This is a genomic window from Stieleria sp. JC731 (assembly GCF_020966635.1).
Lineage (GTDB): Bacteria > Planctomycetota > Planctomycetia > Pirellulales > Pirellulaceae > Stieleria.
Window position 1 is genome coordinate 484,051 of sequence record NZ_JAJKFQ010000029.1, and the last position, 18,141, is coordinate 502,191.

Here is an 18,141-nt window from a genome sequence, read left to right on the forward strand (position 1 = left end):
AAAGGACAAAGTGGATTGGTCACCCATGCGACAAATCAAACGATTCGAAAAGCCACTTCGACGGACTCGATCCCTATCCGATCCGGTCAGCCTGTTGACTCGGATGAACGCCCGATCGAGTACCTACGTGCAGATCTACTGTGCCATGTTGCGGCGTTCTTTTCGAAATGCCCCCGGCGGTTGGCCGACCGCTCGGCGGAACGCCACGCTCATGTATTCCTGGTTTTGAAAACCAGTTTGACGCGCGATCTGCGATAGCGACAGATCACTGCTGGAAAGTAGGTAGCGGATCTGATCGATCCTTCGCCGCAGAATTTCTTGATGTGGAGTTCGCCCCAAGATTTCGCGAAACCGACTCTCCAACATCCTTCGCGAGATCGGAATACGTTCCAACAGGTCCTGAACGTTGATCGGTTCGCAATAGTGGTCACGAATGAAACGCACCGCTTCGGCGACGTCCGGATCACTGATCGCAACGATGTCCGTCGATTGCCGTGCGACGATGCCTTTAGGAGGCAACAAACGCATTGCGGGATGGTTGCCACGTCCACGCTTAGGCTTGCTCATCATCGCGTCCAACGTCGCCGCGGCGACACGACCGGCTTGCTCGGCATCGGGCATGATGCTGGTCAACGGAGGAGTGCATAGGTCACAGAGCAATTCGTCGTTGTCGACACCAAGAACAGCGACTTCTAGCGGAACTTTCAACTCGCATTCACGACAAGCATCCAAGACCTCTTGCGCCTTGATATCGTATGTCGCGAAAATCCCGATCGGTTTCGGCAATGTGCCCAACCATTTCGTCAGGCGTTTGCGTTCGGATGCGGGTGTCCGCTTTGTCCCTTGCTGTGCAACGAAGGTGCTGCAGGGGAATCCATCACGTTGAACACATTCCAAGAAAGCTTTTTCGCGATTGGTTGACCAAACGAACTGCGCCGCACCGCAAAACCCAAACTGCTTGAACCCACGTTCTCGCAGGTGTGCGTAGGCAAGCCCAGCAATCGCGGCATCATCCGTTTCGACACATGGGACCTCAGGAACATGTCTCGCCGCACTGACATCGACAACCGGGATGCTCAGCTCCTGAATCACTTTTGCAGTGGCTTGGTTTTCGATACGGGCGATGACCCCGTCTCCATTCCAAGTTTGCAACCACGAAGGAGGCAGACCGCCACGTTCCTGTTCGGTCAAGTAGATCGACCACTGTTCGTGCTCATGTACATAAGCCGCGATCCCACGCAAGACACCGCGTGCGTAAGCATTGGAGGTTTCGATCAGAAGCGCGACCGACTTTCGTTTCTTTGCCATCGGAACCCTCACCAATGCCGTGTCTACAGAACCAACGAATGGTTCAAATTCTTTCTGATGAGCCACTCTTTTCGACGAGCAACGCTCACGCTCTTCGTTCCGACTGCTGCAAGGCGCCTTGACGCTCCTGGGATGCTTCACCTGCTCGCAGACCAGTCCTGTTGCCACGGTCTGTCGCAAAGGATTGGCACAGCCTTCCGCGAGAGTGTTTTTCTGATCAATCGAAGTTGGCCAACCGAACTGCGAAGCAAACCGATGCCAAACGATGCTCTGCATTCAGCACGATTTCGAAAAGTTGACTTGATCGATTCGCTGAGCCACACCGAAGTGCGGCATTCCAAGCTGCCAGTCCGAATCCATGCCTACTGTACTGTCTCCGAACAGCGGACGTCACACCTACATTCTGCAATCTTCCGCCAACGTCAAAAAACACACAACCTATGCGCGTATTCACATTTAGGGGAGTTTGATTGCAGGTATACTTCCTGTGCGGAAATTCAGTCCAGCTCTGCCAGCGTACGCTGAATGTGATCTTGATGCGAACGAAATGGCGTATCGACGACCATTGCTACGCTGGTGACAGGCTTGAAAAAGAAGTTCGATGCTTGGGTCACTTGCTGAACGAATTTCCCGTTGATGAACCTAGTGCGACTTCGCTCTGCTTTAGGATGTCGCGAAAAAGGGGCAGTAACCAATCCATCGCAGCACCGCTTGCGATCGCCGATTTTGGTTCCGACTCCCTTTTCGCTAGTGCCAAAAAGTACAGCGTTGTTGGATCACTAGCCCGCCGCTTTCTCTCCCCTTTTGGAAGATTCTATCAATCCCATGGCAGACGATAAAAAAGTCAGAATGGCAATGGTCGGACTCGGATTCGGTGCCGAGTTTATCCCGATCTACAAAGCGCACCCAGGTGCGGAAGTCGTCGCGGCTTGCCGTCGCAACGAAGTCGAGATGAACAAAGTCGCCGACGAGTTTGAAATCCCCAAGCGGTACACGGACTTCGAAGACGTCCTCAGCGATCCCGACATTGACTGCGTCCACATCAACAGCCCCATCGGCGACCATGCCTGGATGTCGCTCAAAGCGCTCGACGCTGGCAAGCACGTGATGTGCACCGTACCGATGGCAACCACTGTCGACGAGTGCCGCCAGATTGTCGAAAAGGTCGAAGAGACTGGGCTGAAGTACATGATGGCGGAAACCGTGGTTTATAGCCGCGAGTTCCTTTACATCAAACAGCTTTATCAGTCTGGTGAGTTGGGCGACATTCAGCACCTCGCGGCATCGCATCCACAGGACATGGACGGCTGGCCAGAATACTGGAAAGACATGATCCCGATGCACTACGCCACGCACGTGGTCAGTCCCTGTTTGGGATTGGTCGACGGTCTGGCCGAATACGTCAGTTGCTTTGGGTCTGGTCACGTACGTGAAGAGATCGCCCAGCGCAGTGGCAACAAGTTCGCCGTCGAATCGTGCCATATCAAGATCGCAGACAGCGATTTGACCGCTCATGTTTGGCGAGCATTGTACGACGTCGCCCGTCAATATCGCGAAAGCTTTGACGTTTACGGAAGCAAGAAAAGCTTCGAATGGACGTTGATCGAGAACGAACCACACGTCATGCACGTTGCCAAGCGTCCTGAACCAGAGATCGCAGAAAAGATCGAGGTACCGGACTTCGCGCACCTGCTGCCCGAAGAGATTCGTCGCTTCACCCAACCGCAAGAGATTCACGACTCGGAACACCTGTCGTTTGTCCAAGGCGGGGGGCATGGCGGATCTCACCCACACTTGGTGCACGAATTTATCAGTGCCATCCAAGAAGACCGCCAGCCGAAACCGGATGCCGTGACCAGTGCCAACTGGACCTGCGTCGGAATCTGTGCCCACCAGTCTGCCCTGCAAGGCGGCAAGATCGTCGAGCTGCCAGAATTCGCACGCCGTCCGGTTCAAACGGTCTAAAGAAGGCCCCCATCGGTCGATCGATCGGCAGAAACCGGTTGATCGACCGAACCACGATTACCCGAATGCCCAACGAGCGATATGGCGTTTTCATCGTCTTGTCGTTCGCGGGTTATACCTCCGGTTGCACTGCCTATTTGACTCCCGGAATTAATACCGTCCGTCGCCGCCCTCGCAAAAGGCACCGAAACCCGCGCATCGGTGGCCGTCAACACGGACCAAATTCGCTCGTCGATCAATTGCGTCATACAATTGATCGCGACTCCCCCCGCCAATCTTCTTCATACACACCGCCACTTTTGCGACATGAAACGTTTTTTGTTCACGAAAGTTCTACTGCTGGCCGCCATGTGCGGCTTGCCCGTCACGGGTAACGCGGATGAGCTAAAAGCGTTGTTCTTGGGCGACCAAGGGCATCACCAACCGGCCCGTCGCTTCTACGAACTGGCCCCCGCCTTTGAAGCACGAGGCATCCATCTGCAATACACCGAAGATGTTTCGGAACTGACTGAGGAAAACCTCAAACAGTACGACGCACTCGTTTTGTATGCCAACATCGACAACATCGATCGCAAGTATGCCGATGGATTGATGTCGTATGTCAAAGACGGTGGCGGCTTCGTGCCCCTGCACTGCGCATCGTTTTGCTTCCGCAATCAACCGGACATGGTCGCGTTGATGGGAGCACAGTTTCAGTCGCACCAAACCGGTGTGTTCCGTACCGAACCGGCCGACGTTAGCCATCCGATCTTGAAGGGATACGGCGGTTTCGAAAGCTGGGACGAAACTTACGTGCATCACCTGCACAACGAAGCGAACCGAACGGTTTTGGAATATCGCAAAACGGATTCGGGCCAAGAACCTTGGACCTGGGTTCGAACCGAAGGCGAGGGGCGAGTGTTCTACACCGCCTGGGGCCACGACGGTCGAACCTGGACCGATCCCGGATTCCAAAACCTAGTCGAGCGTGGACTGCGCTGGGCCGCTGGCGATGATCCAGCCGAAGCCGGCACGTTCATGGACGACCGCGATTACGAAGTCCCCGCGATGACAAAGATCGCAGGCTCGGACGCGGACTTCGAATTCGCCGATGTTGGCAACAAGATCCCCAACTACACGCCTTCAAAGCAATGGGGAACGCAAGGCAAGCCGCTCAGCAAGATGCAGTTGCCGCTGTCTCCAGAAAAATCGGCGAAGCACTTCGTCGTCCCCGAAGGCTTCCACGTCGAACTGTTTGTCAGTGAGCCTGATCTGCAAGGCAAGCCGATCTTTATGACATGGGATGAAGCGGGCCGACTGTGGGTCTGCGAAACGTATGACTATCCCAACGAATTGGCCCCCGGAAACAAAGGCCGCGATAAGATCCGCATCTGCGAAGACACCGATGGAGATTACAAGGCGGACAAATTCACTGTCTTCGCCGAAGGACTAAGCATCCCAACGTCGCTGATGTTTACCGCCTCAGGCGTCTTGGTTCAAAACGGTAATGAAACGCTGCTGTTGACCGACACCGACGATGACGACGTTTCCGACAAAAGCGAAGTTGTCATCACCGGCTGGGAACTGGGCGACACCCACGGTGGTGTTAGCAACTTCCAGTACGGCTTGGACAACTGGATTTGGGCGATGCAGGGTTACAACAACTCCCGTCCCGTTGCCCGTGGAAAAGAGCAAGGCCGATTCCGCATGGGATTCTTCCGCATGCGTCCGGACGCGACCGAAGTCGAGTTTATCCGATCGACCAACAACAACACTTGGGGACTGGGTATCAGCGAAGACGGTCTGATCTTCGGCTCAACCGCGAACGGTAACCCCAGCATCTACATGCCGATCGCTAACCGTTACTACGAAAGCGTTCGCGGCTGGGCACCGTCGTTGACCCTTTCGTCGATCGCCGACACAAACGATTTCGAACCGATCACCGATAAAGTGCGTCAAGTCGACCACCACGGCGGATACACCGCGGGTGCCGGACACGCCCTTTACACCGCTCGTGAATATCCACAGCAATACTGGAATCGAACCGCATTCGTCTGTGGCCCAACCGGTCACTTGGTCGGTACGTTCGTCCTGCAGCCAGACGGTGCCGATTATCACTCCACCAGCCCCTTCAACTTGATCGCAAGCGATGACGAATGGTCCGCGCCGATCATGGCAGAAGTCGGTCCGGATGGAAACGTCTGGGTTGTTGACTGGTACAACTACATCGTCCAGCACAACCCAACCCCACAAGGTTTCGAAACCGGTCGCGGTAACGCATACGAAACAGACCTACGTGACAAAAAGCACGGTCGTGTTTATCGAATCGTTCCCGACGACAAGACCTACGCACCGGCAAAAGACCTTCGCAAAGCCAGCGGCACAGAACTTGTCGCGGCACTGCAAGATCCCACGATGCTGGTTCGTAAACACGCCCAACGTTTACTTGTCGAAAGCGGCAATACCGAAAGCGCTGTTATCGATGCGTTGATTGCCTTGGTGAATGACCAGAGCACGGATGAAATCGGCCTCAATGCCGCCGCCATCCACGCGATGTGGACCCTGCAAGGACTGGGCGTTCTCGATGGCTCGCACAGCAAAGCGAACGCGGCAGTTGTGTCAGCACTGAACCATCCATCTGCTGGCGTTCGTCGCAATGCGATCAAGGTCCTTCCCAAGAACGAGAAGAACTTCGAATCGGTTGTCGAATCAAAGATTTTGGCTGACATCGATCCGATCGTCCGCCTATCGGCCCTGTTGGCAACCGCCGACTGGAGTTCCAACGAAACCGCAGGTGCTGCGGTCCTGCAATCACTGTCGGATCCACGTAACTTGATCGATCGCTGGATCCCTGATGCGATGACCAGTGCGGCTGCGGCTCAAGCGGACAGCTTCCTGTCTGGCCTGACGTCACTGCAATTGAGCAGCGATGAACGCTATCGCGCAAAGCAACTGCAAATCATTTCGATCGTTGCTGACCACTACGTTCGCGGTGACGGTGCCTCGAGCGCCCCCGCGGTCTTGGCTGGTCTTGCCGATGCCGAGACAGAAGTTCTTCAAGCGGTTGTTGCAGGGATGAACCGAGGCTGGCGAAATGACAGCTCGGCCAAACTGACTGCCGACATCGAAACCGAATTGGAATCGGTGTTCACCAAAGCGGACACTTCGACCCGCGGTCTGATGGTTCGTTTGGTCGAACGTTGGGGAAGTGAACGCTTGGCGAAGTTTGGCGACGACATCGCTGACAAGCTGCTTGACCAAGTCGAAGACGAATCGCTTTCGACAAAGCAACGCGTTGATGCGGCTAGAGAATTGGTCGACTTCCGTCCCGAAAGCGACGACGTTGTCGAAGACCTATTCGAGCTAATCACTCCTCAAACCGCACCCGATGTTGCAGCCGGCGTTCTGACTGCCGTTTCACAAAGTCGCGCCGAAGCGGCTTCGGAAATCATCGTCGAAGAGCTCGCCGCGATGACGCCTTCGCTGAAGGCTGTTGCCATCCGTGGTTTGCTTTCACGACCGACTTCAACGATGGCATTGCTTGATGCTGTCGAAAGCGGCACGCTGCCCCTGACCGACTTGGCCTTGGATCAGCAACAAGCGTTGGCTTCGCACCCCGATCGACGCATCCGTCAACGGGCCGAAAAAGTCCTCGCACAAGGTGGTGCACTGCCAAGTGCCGACCGTCAAAAGGTCCTTGATGAATATGCTGCCGCCGCCGAACACAAAGGTGACGCCGTCGTCGGCAAACAGCTGTTCGTCAAGAACTGTGCCCAGTGCCACATGCACAGTGGCGAAGGTAACGCGGTCGGTCCTGACCTGACCGGTATGGCAGTTCACCCGAAAGAGGAATTGCTTATCCACATCTTGGACCCAAGCCGTAGCGTCGAAGGCAACTTCCGCGCATACAGTGTCTTGACCGTCGACGGTGTGATCATCAGCGGCATGCTGGCTTCGGAATCGAAAACCGCAATCGAGCTATTCGATACCCAAGGCAAGCCGCAAACCGTGTTGCGTAGCGACATCGAAAAACTGGTCGCATCTCGCAACTCGATCATGCCAGAAGGTTTCGAAAAGACCCTCTCGGTCGAACAGATGACCGACTTGTTGGAATTCCTGACAAAGCGTGGCAAGTTCACTCCGTTGGATTTGCACAAAGTCGCGACCGTGGCAAGCGACAAGTCAATGTTCGTCAATCCGAATGCTCCTGCAGAACGGATGGTCTTCAGTGACTGGTCACCAAAGACTTTCGAAGGCGTCCCATTTGCTTTGATCGATCCTAAGAACCAAACGATCCCGAACGTGATTGTCTTGCACGGTTCTAGTGGCCCGATCGCTGCAAAGTACCCGAAGAGCGTGACGATGCCCGTTAGCGGTTCGGTGAAGAACATCCATATGCTCAGCGGTGCTGCCGGATGGGGATTCCCCTACGGACCACGCGAGCGTCCAGCGATGATCGTTCGTTTGCACTACGCCGATGGCGGAAGCGAAGAACATGTGTTGCTTAATGGCGAACACTTTGCCGACTACATTCGTCGCGTCGACGTACCGAAGTCGAAATTCGCCTTCAGCACCGGTGGCGGACAAATTCGTTACCTGACGGTCACCCCAAAGCGTTCGGAACCGTTGGCATCGATCGAACTGGCCGAAGGCACACCAGAAATCGCACCGGTTGTGATGGCAATCACGATCGAGCAGTAACGGACTGCCAGTCAGTTCGAACCATTCGCTAAATCGCCAAACGGCTCTCATTGATTTCCAGTGAGAGCCGTTTTTCTATTGCGACGGCCAAGATTGGCGGACCTAGACCATAAGCCTCCCCAGGAAGGGGTCCGTCGCTTTTCCGATGGGCTCCGAATTCCTCGGCCACCCTTTCCGTTTTGCACCAATGTCGTCGCATCAGCGTGGACTTCGATGCAATGTAGTGACAAGCTACATTGATGACGTTCCCATCAATGTAAGGTGCTTTTCGGTGCGTGCTTTCAAATCTCAACACGATTCCCCTGTTGCTTCGCCGCAGCAACATTCCTGGATGCAACGGGCGAACTTCATGCGCACGACGCCTCAGCCGAAAGTCCTCGTCGCAGCGATCCTTAGTGCGACAGCATTCGTTTGCGTGATTGGAGGTTGCCAGCCCTCTAAATCGACTCCTGCGAAATCAGCATCAGCCGACTCCGAAACGGATATGGCTAATTCGGAGTCGGCCGCTACTGTTGATCACTACGCGACGGCAGCAAAATTGCTTGACCAAGGCAAACTTGACGAAGCAACCGTTGCGGCACGCAAAGCACTGCTGGAGTCACCTGATAGTCCCAAAACGTTGTTGCTTTCGGCTCGCGTTGCCGCAGCGAAAGGAGATCGCAAAGCCGCCGAAGAGTTGGCTGCAGCAATCGGATTCAACACCGCCCAAGGTCCAGCCGCACTAGAGTTTCGCGTTCAGCTGTTGCAGCAACTTGGAAATGTGAACGAAGCCGCAAACCTAGTCCTACAAGGACTGCAGCAACGCCCCCGACAAACCAGTTGGCGGCATCTCGCTTGGTCGCTGCTGAACTACACCGGACGCCGTGAAGAAGCGTCGCAGCAAGCGGAAATCCTGTGTCGCGAAGGCCAGGCGACCGATGGTGAACTGCTTTCACTTGTCAGACGCACCGAAGCGTTCCCATCTGTGATCGGGCCAAACAATTCGGCTGAACAACTATTCGCACCGGGACTCGGCCAAGCTCGCTGGCACTTTACCAATCTGCGATATCGAGAGGCCCTGGACGTGCTTGATCCGCAGATGGAGTCGGGGTTTGAATCTTCAGCGGCATGCGCAATGTACGGGCGACTGCTTGCCGAAACACAGGCATTCGAACGTTTCCCAGCATGGTACGCCCGATGCAACGAAGACACCAAAGTCCTGGGTGATTACTGGGCCGCGCTTGGAACTTACTTTTTCGACCAACGGAAATTCGAAGCTTCTGCCAAGGCCCTGCTGGAAGCTCTTTACATCAACCCAACCGACCGAATCAGCATGCAGCGGCTTAGCAAAGTCTTCGCCGCTTTGAATCGTCGCGAAGACGAGGAACAATTCCGCTACCGCGCGATTCAGATGGCGGGGGCCGAACGTGATAGTGAAGCCCTGATGCGAACGCTCCGCGATCAAAGCTCCAGACAGCAGCTGACGCGCAAACTGCTTGAACTGGGAAGGCCTTTCGAAACACTCGCTTGGACACAATCGTTGCTACCGGCAAATGCGTTTGCCCAACGAAACCAAATCAATGCCCAGCGTTCCGAGCTACTGCAGTCATCTGACGCACTTTCGATGGCTTCCGAATCCGCCTTGATTGGCATCAGCCGTGACGAATTCGACATGCAACCCGCGTTGGCGGACCTCGCGAAAGCAGACACCTCGGGACGCACAAAACTAGAAAACGCATTGCCAGACACGCCCTTGGCACCGGCAACGCTTAGCGATGTCGCCAATCAGCACGGGATTGATTTTCAATGGTATCCCGACAATGAAATCAACATCGCATCGATCCCGATTCATGAATCGGTCGGTGGCGGCATCGCCGTTATCGATTTTGATCTCGATGGCTGGCCGGATGTTTATTTTGCTCAAGGGGCTGGTGATCCACCGAGCGATCAGTGCGACCGATCAAACGTCCTTCTACACAATGTCGAAGGCGATTTTACGGATGTCAGTCAGCACTCCGATACCGAAGACTTTAACTACGGTGCAGGCTTAAGTGCGGGCGATCTGAACCAGGATGGTTTTCCCGACTTGTACCTTGGCAGCTTGGGGCACAACCGCATCCTGATCAACAACGGCGACGGAACGTTCCGCGATGCCACCGATGCACTCGGCCAAATTGATGACCGCTTTACATCGTCCTTGGCGATCGCAGACATCAACAACGATGGACTGCCAGATCTGTTCGAAGGTGTCTACATCGAGATGGAGGGTGCCTTCAAACTTCCTGACCTAGGGCCCGATGGGCAAGAAATTCAACCGTCGCCACTGAAGCACTACGCTCAGTCCGATCGTTGGTTTGAAAATTTGGGCGACGGCAATTTCCGTCTTCATGACATCGATCGCTCGATCGCAAAGCCCGGAACATCCCTGGGAGTCATGGTGACGGACTTTGACGGGGACGGCAAAAACGAAGTGTTCGTTGGCAACGATGTCCGCCCCAATCACTTTCTCGTCCAAGACGGCTCCGGTGAGTTGCAGAACGCTGCGGATATCAAAGGCGTTGCCAATGGTTACACGGGAAGTGCGACCGGTTGCATGGGAATCACCCAAGGCGACTTTGACCACGACGGACGTATCGACCTACATATCACCAATTTTTCCGAAGAATCAGCCAACCTGTACATGCAGGTCGGCAGCGGTGACTTCGTCGACCTTGCCGTGCGATACGACATCGACAAAATCAGCCTACCCAATGTCGGGTTCGGTACCAAAGCGATTGATATCGATCGAAACGGTTGGCTCGACCTGTTTGTGACCAACGGACACATATTCGATATGCGGCATATCGACGAAGGCTTTCAAATGGCCCCACAATTCATGTACGGTCGCAATGGACGATTTGAACTTGCCGAAGTGGAAGACGCGTCCGGCTATTGGGATGGCCTTTACCTCGGCCGATCAATGACAAGCCTGGACTACAACCGCGACGGCTCGGTTGACCTGTTAATTGGGCATCTCGAACGCCCCACCGCTTTGTTGGAAAACAAAACACCGACGCAAGGGAACTGGATCCAATTGGAACTCGTCGGCACGACTTCGGAACGCGATGCGATCGGAACTCGGGTCGTCGTCACCGCCGGCGGGAAACGGTTCACCAGCTGGGTCACTTCTGGTGACGGGTACTTTTGTAGCGATGAACCTATGCTGGACGTCGCGATCGGCACTGAGGATGCGATTGATTCGGTTGAGATATTTTGGCCCTCGGGGATCAAGCAGACCTATCAATCACCGCAGCCCCGAAAGCGTTATCTTGCGGTCGAAGGCGGCGAGGCACTTCAGATGCGGTCGCTATAGCCCGTCAGCGAGGCAGGGATTTCGCTATTAAACACGTTTTTGAAAAACCAAAGCGGTCTGCGACTCGTCATAAGGTTCGGTACCGATGGCGACGGCAGTGCGGATGATTCTCCCCTCAGCGCAGTCAGAAACGTCGGTTCACCTCCATACCGTCCATCGGCCCCGATAGTCAGAACCTGTTCGCTGGCTATACTTACCGGCGTTCTGGTCGAATTCGTCTTTTCACATTCGACACAAACCAACTGTTGAACAATGCGGCCAAACCACTCCCGTTAGGGAAGGCCAAACACCGCGTTGAATTTCTCTTCATCTTCAAAACGATTGAGGTAGGCAATGAAAAAGTTTGCACTCGCATGCATCGCGATCGCAACCCTGTCCGTCACCAGCATCGGTTGTGGTGGCCGCACTGAAACCGTCACCAAGCCACCAGAGGACGCAGTACCTGCTTCCGAACTGCCCAGCCAACAAGGCTACGAAGCAGCAATGCAAAACCAAGGCAGCGGACGTCCAGGCAACTGATCTGGCCATCACCGCTTCCAATGATTCGTCAAACAAAGTTCACCTCGGTTTGACGATCTGCAGCAATTAACGATTTGTGGCCTTTGCGGCGTGCCAGTGCAATACTGCCGCCGCATGGTCACGAACGATTAAATACTCTGCTCCACTCTGGAGCCGTCCGAACTGCTGCTGCACACCATCGGGCCACGTCACGACGACATTCTCAACCTCAGTCGTTTGCCCGACGCCGGCAACCATCTGCGACTGATTGCTACACAAGTAGCCATGCCCAGCCAAACGATGAAGCGTTCGCCGCTGTGTTGCGACGCCGTCACCGGAGTCCAGCGGCACATCAAATCGTACAATTGCACCCACGGCATCACGTGTTCCTGCTGTATCGACAAGCTGAAATCCAATCTGCCGATTCGAACGATCCGTCTGATTGATTAACAAGGCAACCGGTTCGGTCGCATGAGTGATTACGCAGTCCGTTAGGCCATCGCGATTCGCATCCAGCGTCATCATCGATCGCCCCACATGCGGTGTTGCAAAGTATTCGCCCAGGGAAGCGTTGTCGAGCGTTTCCCAACGGTTAGCACTGTGCTGGCGAAAGACTTGAAACATTTGAGCGTACGGCGGCGAACGGCTTCCGAAATCACCGATATGCCCGTTGGTGACCAAGAGCTCTTCATATCCATCGTTGTCTAGATCAACCGCTTCGGTCCCGAACGCGACAGACTGCAGCGTTGGTGCTACCAGTTGCCCCATCGCGCTCGAATCGGCCCAAAGGCCCGGAGACTTCTGTTCGTACAAAATGTTGTATTCACCGGCAAAGCCAGTGACGTAAAAGTCTAAATCGCCATCGTTATCAAAATCCCAACTCGCAATGCCCATCGAACCTTGATCAAGGGATTGACCATCAACCGCAAGGCCCGCTGATATACCGACCTCGCTGATCGGTGCGTCGGTATCGTTGGTCTTTCGATACAAATGGTTGACCGACGCATCATTGGCGACATAGGCCGCTTGATTAGTCCCATCGAGGTGCCCAACCACGATTCCCAATCCACGCCCATAGGCCGACGGCGTCAACCATTGCTTGGTGACGTCTTGAAAGGTCCCGTCCGGTTGGCCTTTCAAACATTCATCCGCTGCGGCCCTGAACCGCAACGGATAACAATTAATCTCGTTGCCCTGACTGTCGTAGCAAGGCTGATCCAACGGCTCCGTCGCATCGCAATAGTTAACGATAAAGAAATCATTGAATCCGTCTTCATCCAAATCAGCGATCGCACCGCTGCTGCTCCACTGCGTAACGCCAACATCGCCTAACAAATCCGACGCATCGCTAAACGATCCGTCACCGTTGTTGCGAAACAGCCGGTTCCTTCCCAGATTCAAAACCAACAAATCCGCAAAACCATCGTCGTTGTAGTCACCGACACAAACGCCATGCGAAAAACCTTTGTCCGAGACCCTGGCCATCGCACCACACGCTGCAAACGAATCACCGAGATTGCGAAACAGTTCAGCGGGTTGGCTATCTTGCTCACCGATCGAACCGCCAGCTGCGGCCAGACACAAGTCTTGCTTGCCGTCGAGATCAAAGTCGATAACGCCGCCTCCACAGCCCAACGTTTGATGAATTGGGACGCGTGGGCCTTCGACCCCGTCACCAACTTCACCGTAAAACCGCAGCCCCCATCGTTCGGCTTGGTTTTCCATGCTTGGCGATTTCGCGAGACGACCAAAGTCTTTGGCTTTCGTTTCATCAATACCTTCGGCACGAAACTTCACCGCCGGAAACACAGCGACATCAAAACTCAACTCGGGATGTCCGTCTCGACTTAGCCAAGGAGTCGTATTGGAAAGCTTGGCGACGACCTGGCTGCGCACCTCCTGTAATCGAGTCGACAATTCGGCTGTCAGTGTCGTCGCGACGGCGAGCCAAGCTTCCGCTTCCCAGTAGCGTCCCAGATCGGCCAGCCCTTCGGCGACAGCAACGGCTTTGGCTTGACTCTGCTGATTACCATCGGCAAAGGTTGCGAATCGCTGCCGAAGCTCCAACAGAGCCTCGCGACGCTTGGCAATTCCCTCGGCAATTCCCGCAAGATTAATCTGCTGGCTGAGGTCGCCTAAGTCGCTCTGTCGCAGTGTTGCGATTACGTCGGCAAGCTTGGACCAGGCAAAGCTGTTGCTCGGATCAGCTCGAGTCGCTTCGGAAAAGCCGCGTGCCGCCTGAAGGTTTTCCTGACGGACCATTGCCCATTGACCGACCGCAATCCAATAGCCACAAAACTCTGAAGCGTCTGCAGGTACAGCAGCGAACCAGTCCGGTAAATCCTCGGCCTTTCCTTGAGCCACCAACGCTTGGCCCAATAAGGCATGTGCGGGTCCGAAGGACGGGTGTTTTTTTATGATTCGGCGGAGCAATGATTCTGCGCTGGCAACATCGCGTGACTCCAATAAAGTCTGCGCTCGGCCTAGCAGTGGACGCAGGTCGGATGGGTTGCGCTTCAGAAGTGTGTCGATCGTCCCTGACGAAAACCGTCGGAAACTGGTCTCCGTCGTCGCCATCAATAGCATCAAGTCAAATTGGCGGGCACGGATCAGTTCTTCCATATGTACCGGAATTTCACCGGTCAGCTGTGCTTCACCAAGAAATCCAACCAGCATCCGTCGATACTGATGTGCTTTGGGGTGCGTGTTGACCACTTGGGACAACAGCTCAATCGCGTCATACAGACGCCCTTGTCCGACAAGAGCCTGAACAGCATGTTGCACACGCTGCCCCTCGGGGCTGAAATTTGATGCCGCGACCGCTTGCACCAAAAGATCGGCAGCCTGTCGTTCGCGGCCAAGCCGACCATTGGTGATCGCCGCATCAGTCAAAACATCTGGATCTTCTGGGCTGGCGATCAACGCATCAGCAACCAATTGATCCGCTCGCTGCCAATCTCCTTGCTGAACCGCCGCGTGTAAATCTTTACCGGGGTCTTTTGACTTTGAAATTGACTCCGGTTTCTGCTGGCCAGCTTCGTTAGAAGTTTGGGATGAGTGACATCCACCGACCATTGCGGCCACCAACATCGCAACGACGACGAAGCAAGCTCGATGTCGCGAACGATCACGCTGCAAATGACGATCAGCTGTTTTCGATTGTTGCATCAGAACGCCAGAAGACTTCGAACAAACTACTGCAAGACAAACGCCGTTGGGTCACCTTGGACGATCAAGTATTCCTGGTCACCAGCCAAGGTTCCCAAGGACTCGGTCGATCCATCGGGCCAAGTCACCATCACATCGGAGACCTCTGTTGCGTTTCCTAATCCCGCACGCAGTTCCGGATCATTGCTGCAAAAGTAACCGCTTCCAGACAAAGCCCAAAGCGTTCGCGGTTGCCCGTTGCAGCGAAACCGTACCATTGCTCCGATCGCATCACGGCTAGCCTCACTTCCCACCAATCGAAACGTGACGTGATGATTTTCTTTGGCCGTTTGATTCACCAATAAACAGATCGGTTCATAGGAGTGTGTTACGACGACATCGCGACGACCGTCCCGATCGGCGTCCAAGGTCCACAACGCTCGACCTACATGTGACTGCCGAAAATACTCACCCCAAGCATCGTCCTGGATGAGGTCAAAACGCCCTTTTTCACCTCGACGGAACACTTGCATCGGTTGGGCATAGGGAAGGCTCTCGGGTTCATTGAAGTCGCCAATATGACCGTTGGTCACAATCAGCTCATCCAATCCGTCGTCATCGAAGTCGATCGCTTGCGTTCCAAAACCGACCAATTGCAAAGTCGGACGGACGAGCCCAAGCTGATTGGTAATGTCCTGCCATAACCCAGGGGCGACCTGATCGTACAGGATGTTGTACTCACGCCCGAAACCTGTGACGTAGAAATCCAAATCTCCGTCACCATCAAAGTCGCTACTGGCAACCCCCATCGAAGCTTGCGCGATGGTTCGTCCGTCGACGGCCAAACCACTTGCCGCTCCACTTTCGATCAGTAGCTGCGGCTCGTTCTCGACAGCGGTGTAGTAGGCGTTGGGCGTCATGTCGTTGGCGACAAACGCACTGACATGATTTCCGTCCAATGTCCCCGCGACGATACCCAGCCCTCGTCCTGGCATCACATCCGCGATTAGTTCTTCAGACCGATCTTGAAGCACTCCGTGATCGCTCATCAAGAAGAACTGATCGCGGTGTGCAGGAAATTTCAGCGGATGGCAAGGTCCAGGAACGCCTTGGTCGTCGGGACAAGCCTTGTCCATGTCTTTGATCGTGCGACAGTAGTTAGTCGTCATCAGATCCGATCGACCATCGTGATTCAGATCCACGAAGGCACCGCAAGTACTCCATTCTTGCCAGTCATTGTCATCCAGCAGGGCAGTGCAATCGGTGAAGGTCCCATCGCCGTTGTTTCGCAACAGTCGGTTTTTCCCCAAGTTCGCGAAGAACAAATCAGGGAAGCCATCTTCATTGAAATCACCGACCGCGGCTCCTTGCCCGTAGCCTCGATCCCCCACGCCGGCTTGAGTCGTCACCGCGTCAAAGCTGCCATTGAGATTGCGCAACAATTCGTTGGGCATGGAATCTGTTTTCAACATCGTTCCCCCGGCTCCCATGATCAGAAGGTCATGCCAGCCGTCTCGATCAAAATCGATCGTACCGCCGCCAACACCGGTCGAACGAATCAATGGCGCGAGCTTGGCATCGTCGGGATTGTTCTTGCCACCGAAACCTGCCAAACCACGAGCCTCCGTTTCATCAGCTAAAACAACATGCTGATGCGTTCGGACCAGGGGAACCTGAGTCGGTGTACGTTCGCGTTGGCCGTCTTCTAAGTTGGCCAGTGGTAGCGATGAGAGATCAGCCGCAAGTGCAGGTTGCTCGATCGTGGTGATCCAACTCGGATCTTGCTTCAAACGTTTTAAGATCGCCAGCCGCAAATCGGGAAGTTGCTTTTCGGGGTCACGCTTCAGTGTTGTTGCGATCGCTGACCAGGCTTCGGCTTCCCAAGTTCGACCTAGCGAAAACAACACCTTCGCGATATTGAACGCATCCGTTTGACTGTCTTTTCCGTCCCAAGTGAAATCGTAGTAAACCGCACGAAGCTTCAGCAGCAGCTCAATACGATCATCAACCGCTTGAATTAGTTCATCGCTGATGACGTTGTCGATCTTGGTATCTGCAAGCTCTGCTTGGTTCGTCAAGTTTGTCCTTTGGATACGTTGCAGGACACCAGTTAACCGAATCCATGCGTTGCTGTCATTCGGGTCAATGCGAGTCGCTTGCCAATAGGAACGTACCGCGGCGAGGTATTCATCGTTCGCCATCGCCCAGTCACCAATCGTCAACCAATAGGCTGGCTGCTGATCCGTTCCTTCGGGAGCCTGCGAAGCCCAATCAGGAATCGCCGAGACGTCATGCTGCTCCATCAGTGCTTGACCGAGCATCGCGTATGCTGGCGCAAAGTCAGGATGATGATCAAGGATCTCACGCAGCAGCGTTTCACATTCGAGCGCATCATGCTTGTCGATCAGTTCTTTCGCATCACCAAGTCGAACGCGGTAATCGTTCGGATTCCGCTGCATCAGAATGTTGGACGTGTTAAACGAGTACCTTCGCGATGAAGTCTCCGTGACGGCTAGCAGCAGTGGGACATCGAACGCACGCCTTTTAATGAGATGCTGAAGGTGAGGCTGAGCCAATTCGGGCCGTTCGGCTTCGCCAAGAAACCCGATCAGGTTTTTCCGATGTTTCAGGTTCTCTGGGTTGGCAATCAAGTCTTGCTGCAACAGATCGATGGCCGCATACAGTTCGCCGACGTCGATCAGACCTTGGATGGCGAAGTCGACTCGCGATGCGGGTTGATAGTTCGCTGCCTGTGCGGCCTGGACCAGCAACTCGGCTGCTTCGCGTTTGCGTCCATTGAGCGCCGCGACCTTTGCCGCGTCTGTTAACAGGTTTGGATCGTCTTGGCCGGCGATCAAAGCGCGAGGCATGAACTCATCGGCACGCTTCCAATCTTGAGCTTGCATTGCCTGACGCATCTGTTCATCCGGGGGGATGAGGCGATCGGATTGGTCAGCAACCGCATTTTTATCTTCAGATTTTTTGGCGACATCCGAGCTGGGGGAACACCCGCCGATGACAAAGGTGCACAGTAACGCGGTAAAAAATCCAAGGTGGTACTTAACGATCAACATTGTTGGGGTGCATCCCAAAGCGATTCAGCGAGAGATCTCCTAGAGACGTAGGTTAAGCGTTAAATACGATGAACCACAGCCAAAGAGTTCCCTAATTTGCGACTGCCAGCCATTATTTGGGAACTATGCTTGATAGCT

The 18,141-nt window shown here is 54.6% G+C and carries 7 protein-coding genes; 4 read left to right on the forward strand and 3 right to left on the reverse strand.

What is annotated here, in order from left to right; all coding sequences use genetic code 11:
- Window positions 1-135: 135 nt before the first annotated feature.
- Window positions 136-1,308 carry a xylose operon transcription regulator XylR gene (locus tag LOC67_RS26580; RefSeq protein WP_230265884.1) on the reverse strand — a complete coding sequence of 391 codons (1,173 nt, stop codon included), beginning with the start codon at window positions 1,306-1,308 and terminating at the stop codon, window positions 136-138.
- A gap of 825 nt (window positions 1,309-2,133) precedes the next feature.
- On the opposite strand from LOC67_RS26580, the gene LOC67_RS26585 reads away from it, so the two are divergent.
- From LOC67_RS26585 to LOC67_RS26600, 4 genes are all read left to right on the forward strand, one after another.
- Window positions 2,134-3,273 carry a Gfo/Idh/MocA family protein gene (locus LOC67_RS26585; protein WP_230265885.1) on the forward strand — a complete coding sequence of 380 codons (1,140 nt, stop codon included), beginning with the start codon at window positions 2,134-2,136 and terminating at the stop codon, window positions 3,271-3,273.
- Between the two features lie 306 nt (window positions 3,274-3,579).
- The gene (locus LOC67_RS26590) at window positions 3,580-7,953 is read left to right on the forward strand and encodes a PVC-type heme-binding CxxCH protein (RefSeq protein ID WP_230265886.1); all 4,374 of its coding nucleotides are present in this window, start codon (window positions 3,580-3,582) and stop codon (window positions 7,951-7,953) included.
- Between the two features lie 349 nt (window positions 7,954-8,302).
- On the forward strand, window positions 8,303-11,284 hold the full coding sequence (locus LOC67_RS26595) for a CRTAC1 family protein (RefSeq protein ID WP_230265887.1): 2,982 nt from the start codon (window positions 8,303-8,305) through the stop codon (window positions 11,282-11,284).
- Between the two features lie 333 nt (window positions 11,285-11,617).
- Window positions 11,618-11,803: a hypothetical protein gene (locus tag LOC67_RS26600; protein WP_230265888.1), complete on the forward strand. Its 186-nt coding sequence runs from the start codon at window positions 11,618-11,620 to the stop codon at window positions 11,801-11,803.
- A gap of 66 nt (window positions 11,804-11,869) precedes the next feature.
- Here LOC67_RS26600 and LOC67_RS26605 read toward each other — a convergent pair whose 3' ends face one another.
- Both LOC67_RS26605 and LOC67_RS26610 read right to left on the reverse strand, forming a co-directional pair.
- On the reverse strand, window positions 11,870-14,950 hold the full coding sequence (locus tag LOC67_RS26605) for an FG-GAP-like repeat-containing protein (protein ID WP_230265889.1): 3,081 nt from the start codon (window positions 14,948-14,950) through the stop codon (window positions 11,870-11,872).
- A gap of 26 nt (window positions 14,951-14,976) precedes the next feature.
- On the reverse strand, window positions 14,977-18,003 hold the full coding sequence (locus LOC67_RS26610) for an FG-GAP-like repeat-containing protein (RefSeq protein ID WP_230265890.1): 3,027 nt from the start codon (window positions 18,001-18,003) through the stop codon (window positions 14,977-14,979).
- Window positions 18,004-18,141: the final 138 nt, after the last annotated feature.